This is a genomic window from Paenibacillus sp. SN-8-1 (assembly GCF_050995535.1).
Taxonomy (GTDB): Bacteria; Bacillota; Bacilli; order Paenibacillales; family Paenibacillaceae; genus Fontibacillus.
Genome location: NZ_CP194782.1, coordinates 2,956,558 through 2,971,524 on the forward strand (window position 1 = coordinate 2,956,558; position 14,967 = coordinate 2,971,524).

The window sequence follows — 14,967 nt, forward strand, 5'->3', positions numbered from 1 at the left end:
CCCTGGAGATCGGATGAAACAAGCCAGGCTGCTAATGGATATTACAATTAAGGAGCTCGCCCTTCGAAGTGGAATGACACCTGAATCTATAAGCAATATTGAGCGGCATAAACAAATCCCTTCATTAAAGAAGCTAAAAATCCTATCCGAAGTTCTCAACATGCCCATCTATTATCTTGGATGCTACGAAGCTCTACCTGAGAACACTCTTGGCCAGAAAATAAAAAAAGCCCGTTTCTTTAACGGACTTACTGCAATAGAATTGGCTGAAATGTTCAACGTAGATGTTAAAACGATTTTTAACTGGGAATCTGATAATGCGAAACCTTCTGAACGTCATATTAATGAAGTAAATAAGTTCATTACGAATATTAATGAGACTTCCACCTAGTAATCAGTCCAATAATCAGTATTCTGACTGTTTGTCGCCATTTTTGGCTGGTGTGATTGACCTCGTTCCCAACCTTCCAAAATGACGATACCCTGAAGAGCAGGCTTGTTCTGCCAGGTGATGTAGGCAGTCTGTTCTAGTGTGTTGATTCCTTTTAGTATGTCGCCCTTCTGCCTTCCCGTAAGTCGCTGCAACTCGGACATTTCGGGCATATGCCGGTACTTCAGTGAGTAATTCCATAGAATGCGCAGTAGCTTCCGCTCAAGATCAGACAACATGGCGAACACCGCCTTGTACCAGCTGCACGGCTAATATGTTATCCTCGCGAAACGCCCTCGGCTGCCCAGTAAGCATACATTGTGCCCTGACTAGCCCATTACGTATACCACGGATCTCGATCTTTCGCTGAGTGATCTTGCCGGCAGCATCCTGATAGATGATCTCAACGATCTTCCCTATGTATTTCTTCACGTTGAACGCCTCCAGAATAAGAACATTCGTTTGCATTATAACCGAACGTGTGTTCTTAAATCAATGTAAAAAGTACCCTGCCTTGTTCGACAGAGTACTTTCTTTGCATTCTTATTTCAGTTTGGTTAAATCCTCATTTCTTATACCCAAAGCTTCTTTGGTAGCATTCTGGAGAAGCTGGGAAAAGTTAAGACCGGCAGCTTTACCGGCATCCCGTAGCCAGAGTGGAGCTGTACAGTTGATGGTCACTGCTTTGTTTGCTGCAGCATCTCGGTATGGAGGCAAGAATACCTCAACAAAAACAATGCGATCAGATGAATCGTTTAATTCGATGTTATCAATCTCTGATGGTTGCGGAATGGATTGTTTGCTATCCTCCAGTTCCAAGATGCGATCAACAAGCATATTCTTTGCTTCTTTAATTGCTGTCTGGATATCAGGCGCAAGTACAGCAGTCCCGGCAATGTCGGGGAAGTACAATGCGACTCCATTGTCAGACTTCTCTACGACAACAGGGTATATATGGTGATCTTTAGACATTAAAGCAACTCCTTTCAAAATTGAATTATGAATTTCAATTTTTTGGATAGAGGTAAGCCTTTGGGGAGAAGAAGAGAGGGGGTTAAAACTTAACCCCTGTTGTCTTCTCAATGCTTTTCAGTGTTCCAATCGGTATCGTCTGGCCGCTGTTGTGGAAGCTGATATCAGCATACCGTGTAGGATCACTTTTGTGTTTCCACCTTTTGTGACTCCCGCCGCCAGTGTGAGAAGGTGAAGGTTCAAACCCTTCTTTCCTCAACCGTTGTAGCACTTCCCGAACTGTGATTTGTTTCCCCATGGCTTACCTCCTTTCTGATTTAATCATAACACGCATAATAACACGCGTCAACAATAAATGATATTTTCATGCGTGTTTTGATTTCTAATAATTCTTGGTTAAAATCCGAAAATAATAACAGGAGGGGAGTACATTGGATTACAACAAGCAGGGGAGATTGTATATTGAAAAGGCCATAAAAAATTCAAAAAAAGTAACTATAAAGCTTATAACTGGGGAATCTGTAGTAGGGGTCCCTTCGTGGGGAACGAATAAAATGAGGATATGTATAAGATCGGAAAACGAAACTGTTTGGATCCCTGTGTCAGATGTGATTAGGGTGTACTGGTTAGACTCATTAACGCAAAAAAATAACCCTACTGATTGATTCAGCAGGGCGAATAATATTAAGATCTTTTAAGTAGCCCAGCCAAGTACTGGGCTATTGCTATAAAACCTATCGTTTTTAGAAGCATTAATATTTAGTTTTAGACTCGAATGGATATTATTTTTTCTCGGATATTCTCACTAATATTATAAAGAGGGCTATCAAGATTTGGACAGGCACGTTCATCCAAATTTAACATTTCTTCTTTTTCAGATTCAACTAGATAATTTATAAAAGATTCTGCCATGTCTTCATATCTTTTATTTTTTTGATACTCACTTTGTGTTGTTTTGGATTTTTTGTATAAGTCATCTATACGTTCTGCTACAGAACTATCTGCTATCGGAGTGTCTATAGACACTAGGGCTAAATATTGTGGGTTGTTTATTAGGTGGTTCAAATAATAATATCCTGTAGGGCCAAGAGATATAAAGTCAGCATTATTTAAATCTGATATAGTTCCTTTTAAATTGATCAATGCACCTTCCTTCTGGAGGTAAAGACAAATATCATTAAAAGATTCTATATTCTTTACTGTATATCTAAAGACTTCATCGTACATATTTTTTAATCTAAAAAAACCTTTTGGTAAAGTGCCTACTGTCAATGAAAGATTAGTTTCGGCATAACGTAAAATCCTTAATTTGGTAAAGTGCGAAAAAAAACCATCATTATTTATATCGAAAATATTAATAATTTTTGATTTGGAACTAGAGTAATGAACTCTATTATCTAAAGCCAGTGCTCTTAATAGTTCTTCATTCTTTAATCTTTTATCTATTGAAGTTTTTACTGAATGCCCTCCTGCAGCAGATAGAAGATCATCATAATTAACATTTGATGAGGATATTATTCTTTTGAACAATTTAAGTGATTCTCGCACATCACCATTTGTTAACATCTCAATTAATAAAGTATTTTCGGTATTTCCTAAAAAAGTTTGGGTTAACACTTCTATTATGTCTAACTTCTTCAAAATAACTGAAATGCCTTTGCTATTTTTTATATCGAATAGCATTTCGTCTTCATCAAATTCTTCTTTGGCTGCTCTAAGCCTTTTTGCAAGGACATTGTATACCTTTGGAGCAGGTATATGGAATACTTCACAGTCCGAAAAATTAAAAGTTTTATCATTTTCGTGCTGATAGTATACTTCCTCTCTTAGAGATAGTATTAAGGTTGTTCTCAAACGCTCCTTTACTGCATTGCCATGAAGAAATAATCTTTTTTGCAGCTCTGTATCAAGTTGATCAACATTGTCATAGACAATACAAGTTGAGTAACCTGTCTTTTGTAAATATTCAAAGATCCTTTTGATATATGTCTCTTTATCTTTATTTATTATATCTTGAATTATCTCAAATTTTTTAGTATCTTGCTGCTCTTTCGGCAATAGTGTTAATAGAGCCTTCTTTTTATTTAGATCATTTGAGAATATGCTTAATAATACATTCTGTTCTTCAAACAAATTAAGGTCACTGTATTTATCATATAATTCATCTTCTACTTTTTGATAAATAAAGGTATCTAAATTTGTATCATTGGCACATTCTTTACAGTCCAAGTAAATCCAAACTGTTGATTCCTTATCTTCCTGAGAGAGTATAAAATTAAAAAATCTATGAATAAAGGTTGTCTTACCAACCCCAGCACCTCCAATAAGAAGGAACATTTTTGATTTATTTCGAGATTCTGTGAAATGATCATCAAAAATATCAGCAGTTTTTTTTGTTGTTCTTATATCAGTAATATTTTCTGCTTCTTTAACTGAAAGCTCTAATCTTTCTTCTTCAAATAACGTCACATCCTCAACTACCCTACTCAAACGAGGAGCCCTATCTCTAAGAATAAATTCTATATTTTTCTCATATTGATGTGCACCATCGTAATCGCAGTAACATTTTTTCAAAAGTTCCCAATCATTTATAATTTCGGTGAAATATCTATCGTGTATAGAACCCAAGAAGGTTGCTAAGTTATTATTCGGTAGTACATCGGATGGATTATCTTGTTTCATACTAATTTTATGAGAAAATGCAGGTCTATTTCTAAGTAAAAGATTCTCCTCTGAACTCAACAATTTAACTAAGCTATTCTCTATATTTTGAAATGGAGAGAACAAATTATAAAAATTTATAAAATCATGAAATATTTTCTCATGACCTTGGAATAGATAAGTATCATTACCGGGAGTATGAAAATAAGGGACAAAGGTAACTGCAATTTGCGAACCATTGGATACCACAACTACCTTAATATTTCGTGGGACAGCATAATTAACACCTTGGTTTATTGCCTCTTTTAATCTAGAGTATTTACTCTTAAGAGAACTTGCAGTAACAAAATTTGAATTTGGCATAGAAAATTCAACAAATTCTCTTTTGGCCTCTAAAATGAATGTATTATTATTACATCTAAATTCATAATCATAGTATCCAATTTCATTGATGTAGTCTTCTCGAGAAATCTGCTTTTCACTCCAACCCATAACTTGTTTGAATAAAGGATCTATTATTTTGTTTCTAGTTTCTGTTTCATTCAAATTTTTATTCAAAAATTCCGAAGATTCAGAAATCCAATTATTTAGTCTATCTAATGCTGCACTGTACCCGAAATCAATTTTATCATTCATCGTCTGGCCACCTAAAAAAAGGATTTTACATGAATTATATCACGTAAAATCCTTAGTTAAGAATAGAATTATTCATAATTTTCCAAGACTTATAAATATCATCTTTATAAGGTAACAAAAAAGGCTTTCTCTTAAGTAATATTACAGATAAAAAATCTATTTCAGTAGTTGTAAATTCTTTGCTAAGGAATTTTAGGGAAGCGCATATTTCAAGCCATATTAAAACCGAACAGTTTGTTGGTCTCAAATTTATTAATTTCTTCAAGTGATCTAATTTGGGTATGATTACATCATAAATTTTCACTCGAGAACAATCTATAATAAAACTTTCCTTATTCACTTCAAAATATCTTAGTGCTGAGGCAAGCGTTCTTGAATATGGACCTCGCTTGTGCCAGAAAAAGTTCATTTCACCAAGATAAACACCCATATCTTGAACAAGATACCCAATTTTTTGTGCAATTATTCGATCGTCATAATCATTCGAATTTGGAAGTTCCCCCAATATATGTTCGTATACTTTGGAATATGCAATTAAACTTTTAGTATCCATATTCACACTCCATAGTACAAAATTAGACATATTAGAATAATCATGCCCCAAAAAAACGTATCTTACACTAATATGGTATTATATTCTTACAAGAATAAATTGACAATGGTTATTTATGTTAAAATAGTTTTTGGCTTAATTTAATCGAACTACTATATGTTTATTTTCCACATAATGTTTTAAATTCCTTTTTTCAAAAATAATTTTTAGTGATCTTGATAATTTAACTTACTCCCTTTTTCAATCTCCCGGAGCCGCTTATCCAAATCTGAGATTGTACCTCCATTTATTGAAATAAGCTGAAGGAAGTTCTTCCGCATCCGATTGATCACTATAGCTGCCTCTTCACGCGTGATTACAGCGCCCGGCCGGGTTCGTCAAAGTATCCGTTATTTGTTACCTCTTCCCAGGCCGCTTCGGCCCATGAACTCACCTTTCTGATACCGCGTTCTGCCAACTTGCCGTCAACCTTAATAGAAACTGAAACTCGAACCTGGTTAATTGCTTCAGTAAACATTTCAATATCACTATGTATTATTCTCATGGCAATACAATTCGATAGCTTAACCCCTAATTCCTTCCACAAAAAAAAGGACCCTGCCGTAATAAGCAGGGTCTTCGCTAATTTTCTCTATTGGGTAAAAAGAAATTAAATGAAACAGGCTGAAAGTATAATAACAAGCAGAATAAAAAGAACCAATATTTCTCCTGTAGATGTAAAAGGTCGGCATGAAACGGGTTTAATACAATCACTCATATTTATTCCTCCTTTTTTTTAAGTACAGTGCAATTTATATATTTGTGTCATGATAGGTAACGGCAAATGACCCGAACGAATTGTAAGTTCAAAAGTGCAATATAGATAAAAAAAAGACCCTGCCAGCACAGCACATACAGCAGGGTCATAGCTTTATTCCTTCGTAGTACCTTCCCTATTCTTGAACCCCAGCTCAAACATTCCGGTAGCCGAGAGACCTGCCAATCCCCCAGCCCATAATCTCAACGTTAGATCAAGGTCAGTAAATGGGTAGGCCGCAGCTCCCACAAGCAAGCCGATCACCAGGCCGACCACCGGTACAAGGTTTTTAGGGATATTGACCGTAGTCTTAACGAGTTGATTAACTGCCAGAACAAAAACAGCGATCAGTGATGCAAAGGCCAATACATTATTCAGGATTTCCACGATATATTCTCCTCTCTTATTCAGCCGGAATCCCGGCTGCTTTACGCAGATAATTTGCCAGGTTGTTAAAGTGTGTCATGGCCATCTGATCTCCTGCAGCCCGAGACTTGAACCATGCCGAGGATAGCCAACGGAATATAATTTCCTGGGCATTGCTCTTCGGTAGCTTCTGAGGAGGCAATGCAGCTTTTCCAGCTTCCAGAGGTATGCCTGCTGCCATCCTGAGGTTGTTTGCAAGCCTATGGAAATGATCAGCCCCCTCTTTATCCCCTGCTGCCGTAGAAGCTCCCCAGGCTACCGTCACATAGTTATCAATGATTGACTGAGCAATATCAGACGGTAGTGCGGTAAGAGCCTTAGGAACAACCTGAGCAGGCGTGAGTTTCATTTCAGCAGCTACATCATAGATCAGGTCCTTAAGTGTCTTACCGCCCTTCGCCAGAGCCTGGTCACAGTCGAACTTCCGAGCGGGATCCAGCTGCTTATGCGAGGCAATATAGATTAGTGGGTTCTTGTTGAATTTGTAGCAACAATACGCCAGGTACCAGACAAAGCGCTTGTATGCCTCGTCAAAATTGATCTTGCCGCCGTAACAAAGTTCAATCCCGAGCGCAATATCATTTGCATCGTCCCCAAAACGGTCATTGTCCGTCTGGACGTTATAAAGAACATGATAAGCCCTTTCCGCTGGATCGGATCCGGTGCCGGTTGGGATGATCTCCAGGATGGTCTTGTCGTCGATAAAGGTCTGCGCCGAAGCGCTGCGCTCAGTCTGAGTGTTGAAGTACCTATAATGCGCATCGGCATCAGCTCCCGCGTTACCTGTATCATGGGCAACAAAAAAGCCCGGGGTACCGGATGTTAACCGGGTGCCAGGCCGAACCTTTGGACGCTTGTTAATATAGCGCCGCTCAATTTTATATTTATTTAAGTCCAACTTCATCGCCTACTTTCCTAATTAATGAACACCTGTAAGCCTAACAGCTGCCCATACAGCTGCCACAACTCCGCCGGCAACGCCAGTAATGATTGCTCCGTAGAATGTCCGCTTGAACCATTTCTGGTCTTCCGACTGTGCCTTCTGTTCTGCGATAGCTGCCTGTGCAGTCCTCAGTGCTTCGTCGGCTACCTCTTTGGCTGTTTGCAGCAAGTCCAATCTGTGATGCGCTGATTTGGCAGATTGATCGGCATTTCGGGCGATCTCTCTAAGTGTCTCCACGGCCGCCGCCAAAGTGGGTACAACCTCTAGCGTCTTCTCGATCCTAGCTAGTTGGATTTGTATATCAACAAGCAACTTTGAGTTGTCATCGGACACTGGGATCATCCCTTCATTCATTTTCTACACCTCCCCCTGGTGCTTGTTACAAAAAAAGGCCCTTGGGATCCCGAGGGCAAAATAAAAACGCCTTGCGGGCGCTTTACGGATGTGTGCTCTCTCTAAAATCACTTAACTAAAATACGTATTATATTTTCAGTAACTCGTTCCATCACTCGATAGCCTCTGTCACTTGCTGTAGCAATGCCATCATCGTTACTCTGACAATAGCCATTAACTTCACAAGTTCCATCATCCCTCACTAACAACTTACCCATCATACCTACAGCATTCCATTCTGGACGCAATTCACGTCTAGCATAGTATTCATCAGGGTTCCAGTCGGGGTTAATCATTGGTTGGCGTACTGTTTTAGCTGGAATTTCAACCATCTCAATAATTGGATTATTTCCTTCGTCATATCCAACAACTGTTTCTACTGTTTGAGCAGGAACTTCTTCATAATGATACTTAACTCTTCCCCACTCATCCCGTAGATATCTACCTTTCCAGTTTAAATCGTGGTTATCTCCTATGACTGATGGGTTAGAACTAACAACTCCTAGAATGTAATCATCATTTGAAGTTGCCTTTCTAATCATTTCGCCGTCTAGAGTGACGAAGTAACCTACTCTATCCTCATTTTCATAATTGAAATCTGACCACTCGAACATCTCTGCATAGTCCGCACCCGCTGATGAATATGCTCCATCTGCAAACATTTGACCATTCGACAGTATCTTAGCGGCTAACCCTCTAGCTGTGTTTGTTCCGTTTGCCAAGAACCACCCACCAGCCGAAGAAGCATCGCCATACTGTCCCATGACATGTGAATAATCATATCCGGCAGTAGTATTGTAGCCTTGTGCATGGGAATACATGCCTGATGCCACTGCACCATAACCTTCTGCATGAGCGCACATACCAGATGCAGTTGTGCTACCACCTTCGGCATGTGATGCCTGTCCTGACGCTATAGTAGAAGTACCCTCAGCGTGGGCGTAGTTATTAGATGCCACTGATCTACTACCCTCTGCGTGCGAATACCCTCCAGAAGCTTCAGTCAGTTGACCTTCAGCATGGGCAGCAAATCCCGAAGCTACTGTCTCTGTACCCTCAGAGTGAGAATATTGACCTGATGCAAGCGTGTACCCACCCTCAGCATGAGAATTGTATGATCCATTAGTTGAAAGTTTTACTAGATGGGTCATATTAGTTCCCAAGAAGTATCCTGTGACTATAGTCAATACATTGCCATTTATGGCCGTGATAGTAGCGCTAAACGAACTACCAGTTTTGTTTCTAATCCATACCACATCATTGACAGCTAAACCTGACACTGAAGCTACGGTTATGGTTTTATCCGTTGAGTTACTGTAGGCAGTAATTGGAACAGTAGTGCCTGCCGCTGCCAAAGTGCCCACTCCCTCTGCATGGGCTGAGTTGTTAGCAGCAATAGAGTTTGTTCCCTCTGCGTGTGATGCCTGTCCTGATGCAATTGTTTGGGAACCTTGTGCATGGGCGTATTGACCTGATGCTATAGCTCCGTAACCCTCAGCATGTGAAGTGGTCCCGGTCGCCTGTGAACCGTCCCCCTCTGCATGGGAAGATGAACCACTGGCTTTTGTTGAATTTCCTTCGGAGTGTGAATATGATCCACTCGCATTAGTGTAGTACCCTTCTGTGTGAGAATATGATCCAAACGCTAACGTATAGCCTCCCTCTGCATGGGCACCAATGTTAGTGGCATTAGAACAATAACCCTCTGCATGAGCACCGGATGCTGTAGAAGACGACTTTATGAGTAACAGAAAACTCAAAGTCGATTTAATCTGCAACGAAGCATTCGCTAGTGTGACTGAGTTAGTTGTAAGATCCGTTACTGTCGTGGTTACCGTGGAACCATTAGTGGCTGTGTACACAACAGTATCTCCCACAGACAAAGTCCCAGTAGTGTTTGTGGACAAAGTCATGAAACCAGTAGCTGGATCGTGGGTAGTTACGTTGTAGGCTTGGGCAGTGTAGGTTAAATTACCTTCTGTATGAGAATTAATTCCGTATGCCTTAGTGTTGCTTCCCTCTGCATGTGATGCAGTCGCCCCAGCTAGGGAACCCGACCCCTCTGAGTGTGAACTTCTTCCAATCGCATTTGTGGAACTGCCCTCAGCATGGGAGGATTGTCCACTTGCCTTGTTTGAAATACCTTCTGCATGGGACGCTACCCCAGTAGATTGGTTATCAAACCCCTCCGCATAGGCTGTGTTGACAGACATGCTTGTTGTACCCAGCACATCAGTGTTATTAACTGGTGTTAGTGAAATGGCCGCACTAGTCTTAGCCATATTCCCTAAGCCTTGCGTGAATGAATTATCAGTCGAAGCTGTATTTCTATCACCAATGGCTGTAGAATTCGCTCCAGATGCTGTGTTGGAAACACCTTGAACTGATGAGTTGGATCCATCACCCTGCTTAGATGCGCCCGCACTCGCCATAATCTGATTAATCGTCTTACCGCCAACCATCTCTGCATTCAGATTAGTGACAAGTGTAGAAGATGCCACCTGTAAAGGAGCTGTCCCATTTTCAATGTTTGAGATGATTACTGGAGCAGTAACATTTCCCGTCAATGTTCCACCTGTCTTATCAAGTTTTTCATTCCAAGCAGTGCGCTCGGCTGCGGTTATCCCGGATTGCACCCAAGAGGACCAGGTTGTACCGCTGTTTCTTGTTCGTGTATAGATCTTGCCAGATAAGACAGCCAGCGCTGTTTGGGAAATATACGAACTTGCGGATGCTCCTACATGAACAGTGAGGATCGTCGAATCCTCCGGAGGTGCGTTAGTGTAACTGGCTGCTGTTGAAGTCAATTGCCAAACACCAGGAGTAGTCAATGTATTAACATCTGTACCCGTTGGGAGAACCCCTTTTTGTAAGGGTGCGGTGCTAATGAGTGAATTCAAGGTGTTATAGTCCGTCTGTTCAAGTTGCTTTTCCCATGACTGCCACGAAGCCACCCCAGTCCCCCAGACCCTATTATAAGTTGTGTTCCCTGCTTGAGTAGTTCCAGTTCCTGTATAAATTTCGACGTACTCCTGATGGCCAATGTTCCCGGCCTTAGTTGTCCGCACAATACCCACTGCTTGGGAGGATCCAGTTGCGTTCTTCCAGGCAGTCCCGTTTGTTCCACTCCCCGCGTCAATCACCAAGAATATCGTGATCCCTTCCGGATACTTGGATAGGACATCTCCTGGAGATGCAAAGTTATCACTCAGTTTATTAACGGACACACTGTCAACTTTGATGTTTTTGATCCGTACATCCTGATCGGTTAAAGAACTACGAATACTCCCCACTTCACCGTCGATCTTATCCCAGTTTGCATTTAGCATCGTGTCAAAATTAAAGGTTTGGTCCCCATCTGTGATGGGATCTACCTTCAATAACTTTAAATTCGTGGTATTACTCGACAATCGCTTCACCTCCAGCAAAATTCCTCAGTTTGGTTGACTGTAAGTCGGAAATTTTTATCACCTGATGCATTTCTCTAACTAACAGATACTTAAACGTCACTCTAAATTGCTTAATATGAATTGGCCTGATGTACTCAAAGTCCGCTGCCAGCCCTAATTCATCGACTTCAGCGCGACTAGCATAAACAAAGATGATTTCTTTATTCGCGAAATCCTCTTTGATATCAACCAACGTCCCATACTGCGCTCCAATCAGCCTAAGCGCAGACAGCTTGAATGACTTCTTGGCCATACGCTTACGGCGAATCGCTTCCCTTCGCTGCTCGAAGCTGCCGGACTGTTCCTTTCGGAAGTAAATCCACTCCCAGACAGAAAGCGCCCAAGAGGCGCGTTGTAATATAAACTGATCTCTCATTTCATTCGCGGTTTGCTCTCGGCCGCTCATCACTTCCTCCATTAACGCGAAGTGCTGTTCGGCCATCTCATTCTCATACCAAAAAGGAGGGAGTGTTTCTCGATATCTTAACGGAATCACGAGAGCATCACATCCACGATAACGATGGACATGGGAGGAACATCAAGGTCGCTGGTTCCCCCATTCATCTTGAAGCCACTATAATTCTCAACCCCTGGAGCCAGGAGGAGAGCGGCGACATAGTTATACACCAGCTGTGTTCGACCTTCAGCGTAGTCTATGACACGCTGCTTAATGCTTTGAGCAAGAGCAGACAGATCTTCTTTGGTCATCAATGCAGCTTCAATAAGCACGTTGAATACAGGCGCTGGATGCGTAGCTAAGTCGTGACCGACAATCCGCTTGTCCTCCCACATAAGTTCCTTCACTTTGGCTGCAAATTCTTCCGTAACAGGCTGGTTGTGCATGTCCGTAAGATAAAGGTCAATGGAGTTATCGTTTCGCTCCCCCTCTCTAGCAAAGGCTTGTCCAACTCCTTCAATTTCCTTGGCCCAGGTCTCATAATCCTTACGTCTTCCGCTGCCTTCTTCGGTAAATGCGCGGTCCAGTAGTCGGATCCGGAAGGCATCATCTTCTTCCCCCGTTTTTCTCTTCATACCATCTGCCCAGCCGTGAGCTTCTAAGAAAACATCATCAGCCCAGATTGGGAAAGCCTGAATAAAACCATAGGTCCAAAGTTCTTGCTGCTCAGCATATTCCTGAGCAAGAGGATACCATAGGTCATAAAAGTATTCCCCGGGATCCGTCGGCGGCGGTGGAAGACCGCGCTCGGAAGCAAGAGAGACCGCTCGATTCACCCATCGTTGATAGATGTCATCCGCGGTCTCTTCTAAAATAGGCATGTCGGGGAGCTTAGGTAAATCCGATAACTTCATAGAACAACAGCCTCCTCCAAATCTACTGCGCCAGCCAGGCCGGTTAATCTGATCTTCAAATGCATCTCAGGTGGTTCGCGGTCCAAATAAAGGACCTCGGCAGCCTGTATTTCTGGATGAGCTACCAAAGCTTCCTCAATGTCCCGCTTAATCTCATTGTCTTCCCAGTTTGACCACTCAGACTTCTCAACCCCAACGTCCTCATCGTACACAACATACTGAAATCGCTCGGTGTTTAAAATTTTCAAAGCTGTCTGCATGAGGTACTCCTCATAAGTTCTTGTTTTCCGTGGCCGACCAGAGTCATCCAAGACTGCTCGGCGGTTACGAAAATCAATCATGTAAGTCCATTTATCTTCCGACACGGCGGTGCTCTCAAGTTGAATATCCTCCATGCCTTCCAGTGCCAAATCCGGAAAAAATCCGGTTGTCTCGTCTGCCATGACCCTTAGCCCTTTCCGTGAACATAGTATCGTTGATCCGATAGGCGAGAGACGATAAGCCGATCTCCAGCCTTTAACGGGCTCGGAATGACCAAGGTCCCCTGCAAGGTGGATACAGCAGGCTGCTCTACCTCAAAAGTAACCGGCACTCTCCGGTCCTGCAGATAATCCGCAATCACCAACTTGTCAGATTCATACGGTACTGGATCGCCGTCAACCTGAACTCTGGCATTCGGCCAGTTGAGAAGTGTTCCTCTCTCCGTATCCCGAGAATCAATGTGTCCGGACATTTTATCCTTAAGGAGTTTGAGTGCTTCGTTCATCAAACCTACTCTCTCCTTTCGAGAACTAATTGAACGGTGTACATACCATTCTTAAAATTGGTCTGACTGCTGCCGACAATCCACTTTGATATATGATCTGTCTGCAGTAAAACCATCCAGCCCGCTCTGAGCCCGGCTAGGGTATGATCCTCATGCTTTACCGTAATTTTCTTTGTCCGTTTTGCTAGCGATAGCGACTTTAACCGTTGAGAGGCGACGGTGGCCGGGTCCTCATTCTCCTCTACCTCAATAATCTCCTCCATACGTCCATACGTGTTAATTGCACTAGCATCTGCTTTGGTCACGGAGGAAACAAGTTTATCATCCTTCCACTTCTGAGCCGTCACAACGGTATAGGTTTCCTCGATTGAAGATCCGTCTGAACTTGCCTCCATCTGTTCGGGAATAAAAATAGGCACCCTGCTATTGGTGCCTTCCCGCTTTACCTCTAGATAAAAGCTCGTCTCCGTCCGGATTACTTCGACATAATAACGGTATCCGGTATGCTCATATGCTTTTTGCAGCACGTCCAGGATCAGATCGGAGTGGTACATAGAGCCATACCGTTCATCCAGATTAAAACCTAATGCAGCACATCGGAAGTCAATTCCCGTTGTTCGAATATAACGCTGCAGCTCCGCCCCTGCCTCCCCCTTTAAATAAGGACGTGTACCTTTATTCTTCGCTAGATACCAGCTAATCTCCCGAGTCTCCATTTCCCATTCGTTCGAGAACTCATTCTGCTCGTAATTGATGACGGACCCGTGGAAGAATTGGTTCTTCGCATGAAGAAGAGCTGCACTTGTGAGTTGCGAAAAGCACATCAGCATACCGCCCGCCTTAATATCAGATGCATTCTTCATACGCACTGTCATGGTTCGAGTAAGCTGGTCCTTTTCGGAAGACCAGCTCAGATCAAGGATGGCATCTGTAAGCATCTGGCGGACGTTCTGCTTGCCGTAGATTACAGCAAAACCATCCATTTAGTTCACTCCGATCTTAACGCTCCTGTTCTTGGTTTCAATCTTCGATTTTTGAGCTGTATAGTCGAAGGCACCCTTTTGATTGGGATTGGCCTTTTTCTTTGTTGTCTTTTTCTTAGTTGTTTTTTTCTTCTTCTGGTTTTTCTTCGATGTCTTGCTGCTCGTGTTAGGCCTAGACTTGGAAGCTTTGGTAATAATCACTCCTGGCTTAAGCAGCTGCTTCGTATTTGAATAACTCACGATCTTGACCGGCTTGTTTTCAACGAAGGTGAAGTTAGTGTGGAGGTTGCCCTGGCCATCCTTATATGTTCCATCAATGTTCTCCAAGAGCATGGTTTTCGCAATAAGGTCTTCAAATAAAACACCGACGTGATCGCCCTTCCACTTCTCCAGCAACTTCAGTGCTTGTTCAGGAGATTGATAGGCGATGGATGGTATGGACCCGCTATTTTCCCATATCTCTTCCCATGCTCTTGGAAAAATGGCCAAAAAAGAAACTCGCTTCGCTTTGGAAGTGAGTTTCCCTGTCCTCTCGTCACCTGTAATGACGGTGAAGGTATCAATCTGATTACCACTTTGAATCTGAATCTCTGTAGGGGTGATGGGAAACGTGAATCGTTGTCCCTTCTGGGTTAACGCTAGCATCCC

General features: G+C 42.2%; 20 protein-coding genes. 2 read left to right on the forward strand and 18 right to left on the reverse strand.

All coding sequences use genetic code 11. The features are described 5' to 3' along the window. Positions 1-13: 13 nt before the first annotated feature. Positions 14-391, forward strand: a complete 378-nt coding sequence (locus ACRRNK_RS14045) for a helix-turn-helix domain-containing protein (RefSeq protein ID WP_433943345.1) — start codon at positions 14-16, stop codon at positions 389-391. On the opposite strand, the gene ACRRNK_RS14050 is transcribed toward ACRRNK_RS14045, so the two are convergent. The 4 genes from ACRRNK_RS14050 to ACRRNK_RS14065 all read right to left on the reverse strand — a co-directional run bounded on the left by ACRRNK_RS14050 (position 388) and on the right by ACRRNK_RS14065 (position 1,700). Then, positions 388-669, reverse strand: a complete 282-nt coding sequence (locus ACRRNK_RS14050; protein ID WP_433943346.1) for a hypothetical protein — start codon at positions 667-669, stop codon at positions 388-390. The two genes, ACRRNK_RS14045 and ACRRNK_RS14050, sit on opposite strands and share 4 nt — an antisense overlap. Continuing rightward, positions 659-862, reverse strand: a complete 204-nt coding sequence (locus tag ACRRNK_RS14055) for a hypothetical protein (RefSeq protein WP_433943347.1) — start codon at positions 860-862, stop codon at positions 659-661. Before ACRRNK_RS14055 ends, ACRRNK_RS14050 begins: the two co-directional genes overlap by 11 nt. Positions 863-973: 111 nt before the next feature. Next, positions 974-1,402: a type II toxin-antitoxin system HicB family antitoxin gene (locus ACRRNK_RS14060; protein ID WP_433943348.1), complete on the reverse strand. Its 429-nt coding sequence runs from the start codon at positions 1,400-1,402 to the stop codon at positions 974-976. Between the two features lie 82 nt (positions 1,403-1,484). After that, a complete protein-coding gene (locus ACRRNK_RS14065; RefSeq protein ID WP_433943349.1) occupies positions 1,485-1,700 on the reverse strand; it encodes a type II toxin-antitoxin system HicA family toxin in 216 nt (71 codons plus the stop codon). Positions 1,701-1,833: 133 nt separating this feature from the next. Here ACRRNK_RS14065 and ACRRNK_RS14070 point away from each other — a divergent pair, with 133 nt between their 5' ends. Further along, positions 1,834-2,067: a hypothetical protein gene (locus ACRRNK_RS14070; protein ID WP_433943350.1), complete on the forward strand. Its 234-nt coding sequence runs from the start codon at positions 1,834-1,836 to the stop codon at positions 2,065-2,067. A gap of 100 nt (positions 2,068-2,167) precedes the next feature. Here the strand turns inward: ACRRNK_RS14070 and ACRRNK_RS14075 are convergent, their stop codons facing one another. The 14 genes from ACRRNK_RS14075 to ACRRNK_RS14140 all read right to left on the reverse strand — a co-directional run bounded on the left by ACRRNK_RS14075 (position 2,168) and on the right by ACRRNK_RS14140 (position 14,964). Continuing rightward, positions 2,168-4,699, reverse strand: a complete 2,532-nt coding sequence (locus ACRRNK_RS14075) for a hypothetical protein (RefSeq protein WP_433943351.1) — start codon at positions 4,697-4,699, stop codon at positions 2,168-2,170. 52 nt (positions 4,700-4,751) lie between these two features. Beyond that, complete coding sequence (locus ACRRNK_RS14080) at positions 4,752-5,252, reverse strand: hypothetical protein (RefSeq protein ID WP_433943352.1); 501 nt, start codon at positions 5,250-5,252, stop codon at positions 4,752-4,754. Between the two features lie 355 nt (positions 5,253-5,607). Further along, positions 5,608-5,796, reverse strand: a complete 189-nt coding sequence (locus tag ACRRNK_RS14085; RefSeq protein ID WP_433943353.1) for a hypothetical protein — start codon at positions 5,794-5,796, stop codon at positions 5,608-5,610. 105 nt (positions 5,797-5,901) lie between these two features. Next, complete coding sequence (locus ACRRNK_RS14090; RefSeq protein WP_433943354.1) at positions 5,902-6,009, reverse strand: YjcZ family sporulation protein; 108 nt, start codon at positions 6,007-6,009, stop codon at positions 5,902-5,904. 153 nt (positions 6,010-6,162) lie between these two features. Continuing rightward, on the reverse strand, positions 6,163-6,426 hold the full coding sequence (locus ACRRNK_RS14095; RefSeq protein ID WP_433946904.1) for a holin: 264 nt from the start codon (positions 6,424-6,426) through the stop codon (positions 6,163-6,165). Positions 6,427-6,451: 25 nt separating this feature from the next. Beyond that, on the reverse strand, positions 6,452-7,378 hold the full coding sequence (locus tag ACRRNK_RS14100) for a peptidoglycan recognition protein family protein (protein WP_433943355.1): 927 nt from the start codon (positions 7,376-7,378) through the stop codon (positions 6,452-6,454). A gap of 15 nt (positions 7,379-7,393) precedes the next feature. Next, positions 7,394-7,771, reverse strand: a complete 378-nt coding sequence (locus ACRRNK_RS14105) for a hypothetical protein (protein ID WP_433943356.1) — start codon at positions 7,769-7,771, stop codon at positions 7,394-7,396. A gap of 107 nt (positions 7,772-7,878) precedes the next feature. Further along, the gene (locus tag ACRRNK_RS14110) at positions 7,879-11,220 is read right to left on the reverse strand and encodes a peptidase G2 autoproteolytic cleavage domain-containing protein (protein WP_433943357.1); all 3,342 of its coding nucleotides are present in this window, start codon (positions 11,218-11,220) and stop codon (positions 7,879-7,881) included. Beyond that, positions 11,210-11,701 (reverse strand): hypothetical protein, encoded by a 492-nt coding sequence (locus ACRRNK_RS14115; protein WP_433943358.1) that lies wholly within the window; start codon positions 11,699-11,701, stop codon positions 11,210-11,212. Before ACRRNK_RS14115 ends, ACRRNK_RS14110 begins: the two co-directional genes overlap by 11 nt. Before the next feature lie 50 nt (positions 11,702-11,751). Then, positions 11,752-12,570 carry a baseplate J/gp47 family protein gene (locus ACRRNK_RS14120; RefSeq protein WP_433943359.1) on the reverse strand — a complete coding sequence of 273 codons (819 nt, stop codon included), beginning with the start codon at positions 12,568-12,570 and terminating at the stop codon, positions 11,752-11,754. Further along, on the reverse strand, positions 12,567-13,013 hold the full coding sequence (locus tag ACRRNK_RS14125) for a DUF2634 domain-containing protein (RefSeq protein ID WP_433943360.1): 447 nt from the start codon (positions 13,011-13,013) through the stop codon (positions 12,567-12,569). Before ACRRNK_RS14125 ends, ACRRNK_RS14120 begins: the two co-directional genes overlap by 4 nt. Positions 13,014-13,018: 5 nt before the next feature. Then, entirely contained in the window at positions 13,019-13,339 is a 321-nt protein-coding gene (locus ACRRNK_RS14130) for a hypothetical protein (RefSeq protein WP_433943361.1), read from the reverse strand. A gap of 2 nt (positions 13,340-13,341) precedes the next feature. Beyond that, positions 13,342-14,319 carry an XkdQ/YqbQ family protein gene (locus ACRRNK_RS14135; RefSeq protein ID WP_433943362.1) on the reverse strand — a complete coding sequence of 326 codons (978 nt, stop codon included), beginning with the start codon at positions 14,317-14,319 and terminating at the stop codon, positions 13,342-13,344. Beyond that, the gene (locus tag ACRRNK_RS14140; protein ID WP_433943363.1) at positions 14,320-14,964 is read right to left on the reverse strand and encodes a hypothetical protein; all 645 of its coding nucleotides are present in this window, start codon (positions 14,962-14,964) and stop codon (positions 14,320-14,322) included. Positions 14,965-14,967 lie beyond the last annotated feature (3 nt).

Bases quoted from the DNA above. Each gene is read 5' to 3' on its own strand.
- ACRRNK_RS14045 (WP_433943345.1), top strand. From the start codon at position 14: ATGAAACAAGCCAGGCTGCTAATGGATATTACAATTAAGGAGCTCGCC.
- ACRRNK_RS14050 (WP_433943346.1), bottom strand. From the start codon at position 669: ATGTTGTCTGATCTTGAGCGGAAGCTACTGCGCATTCTATGGAATTAC.
- ACRRNK_RS14060 (WP_433943348.1), bottom strand. From the start codon at position 1,402: ATGTCTAAAGATCACCATATATACCCTGTTGTCGTAGAGAAGTCTGAC.
- ACRRNK_RS14065 (WP_433943349.1), bottom strand. From the start codon at position 1,700: ATGGGGAAACAAATCACAGTTCGGGAAGTGCTACAACGGTTGAGGAAA.
- ACRRNK_RS14075 (WP_433943351.1), bottom strand. From the start codon at position 4,699: ATGAATGATAAAATTGATTTCGGGTACAGTGCAGCATTAGATAGACTA.
- ACRRNK_RS14080 (WP_433943352.1), bottom strand. From the start codon at position 5,252: ATGGATACTAAAAGTTTAATTGCATATTCCAAAGTATACGAACATATA.
- ACRRNK_RS14085 (WP_433943353.1), bottom strand. From the start codon at position 5,796: ATGAGAATAATACATAGTGATATTGAAATGTTTACTGAAGCAATTAAC.
- ACRRNK_RS14090 (WP_433943354.1), bottom strand. From the start codon at position 6,009: ATGAGTGATTGTATTAAACCCGTTTCATGCCGACCTTTTACATCTACA.
- ACRRNK_RS14100 (WP_433943355.1), bottom strand. From the start codon at position 7,378: ATGAAGTTGGACTTAAATAAATATAAAATTGAGCGGCGCTATATTAAC.
- ACRRNK_RS14105 (WP_433943356.1), bottom strand. From the start codon at position 7,771: ATGAATGAAGGGATGATCCCAGTGTCCGATGACAACTCAAAGTTGCTT.
- ACRRNK_RS14115 (WP_433943358.1), bottom strand. From the start codon at position 11,701: ATGGCCGAACAGCACTTCGCGTTAATGGAGGAAGTGATGAGCGGCCGA.
- ACRRNK_RS14120 (WP_433943359.1), bottom strand. From the start codon at position 12,570: ATGAAGTTATCGGATTTACCTAAGCTCCCCGACATGCCTATTTTAGAA.
- ACRRNK_RS14125 (WP_433943360.1), bottom strand. From the start codon at position 13,013: ATGGCAGACGAGACAACCGGATTTTTTCCGGATTTGGCACTGGAAGGC.
- ACRRNK_RS14135 (WP_433943362.1), bottom strand. From the start codon at position 14,319: ATGGATGGTTTTGCTGTAATCTACGGCAAGCAGAACGTCCGCCAGATG.
- ACRRNK_RS14140 (WP_433943363.1), bottom strand. From the start codon at position 14,964: ATGCTAGCGTTAACCCAGAAGGGACAACGATTCACGTTTCCCATCACC.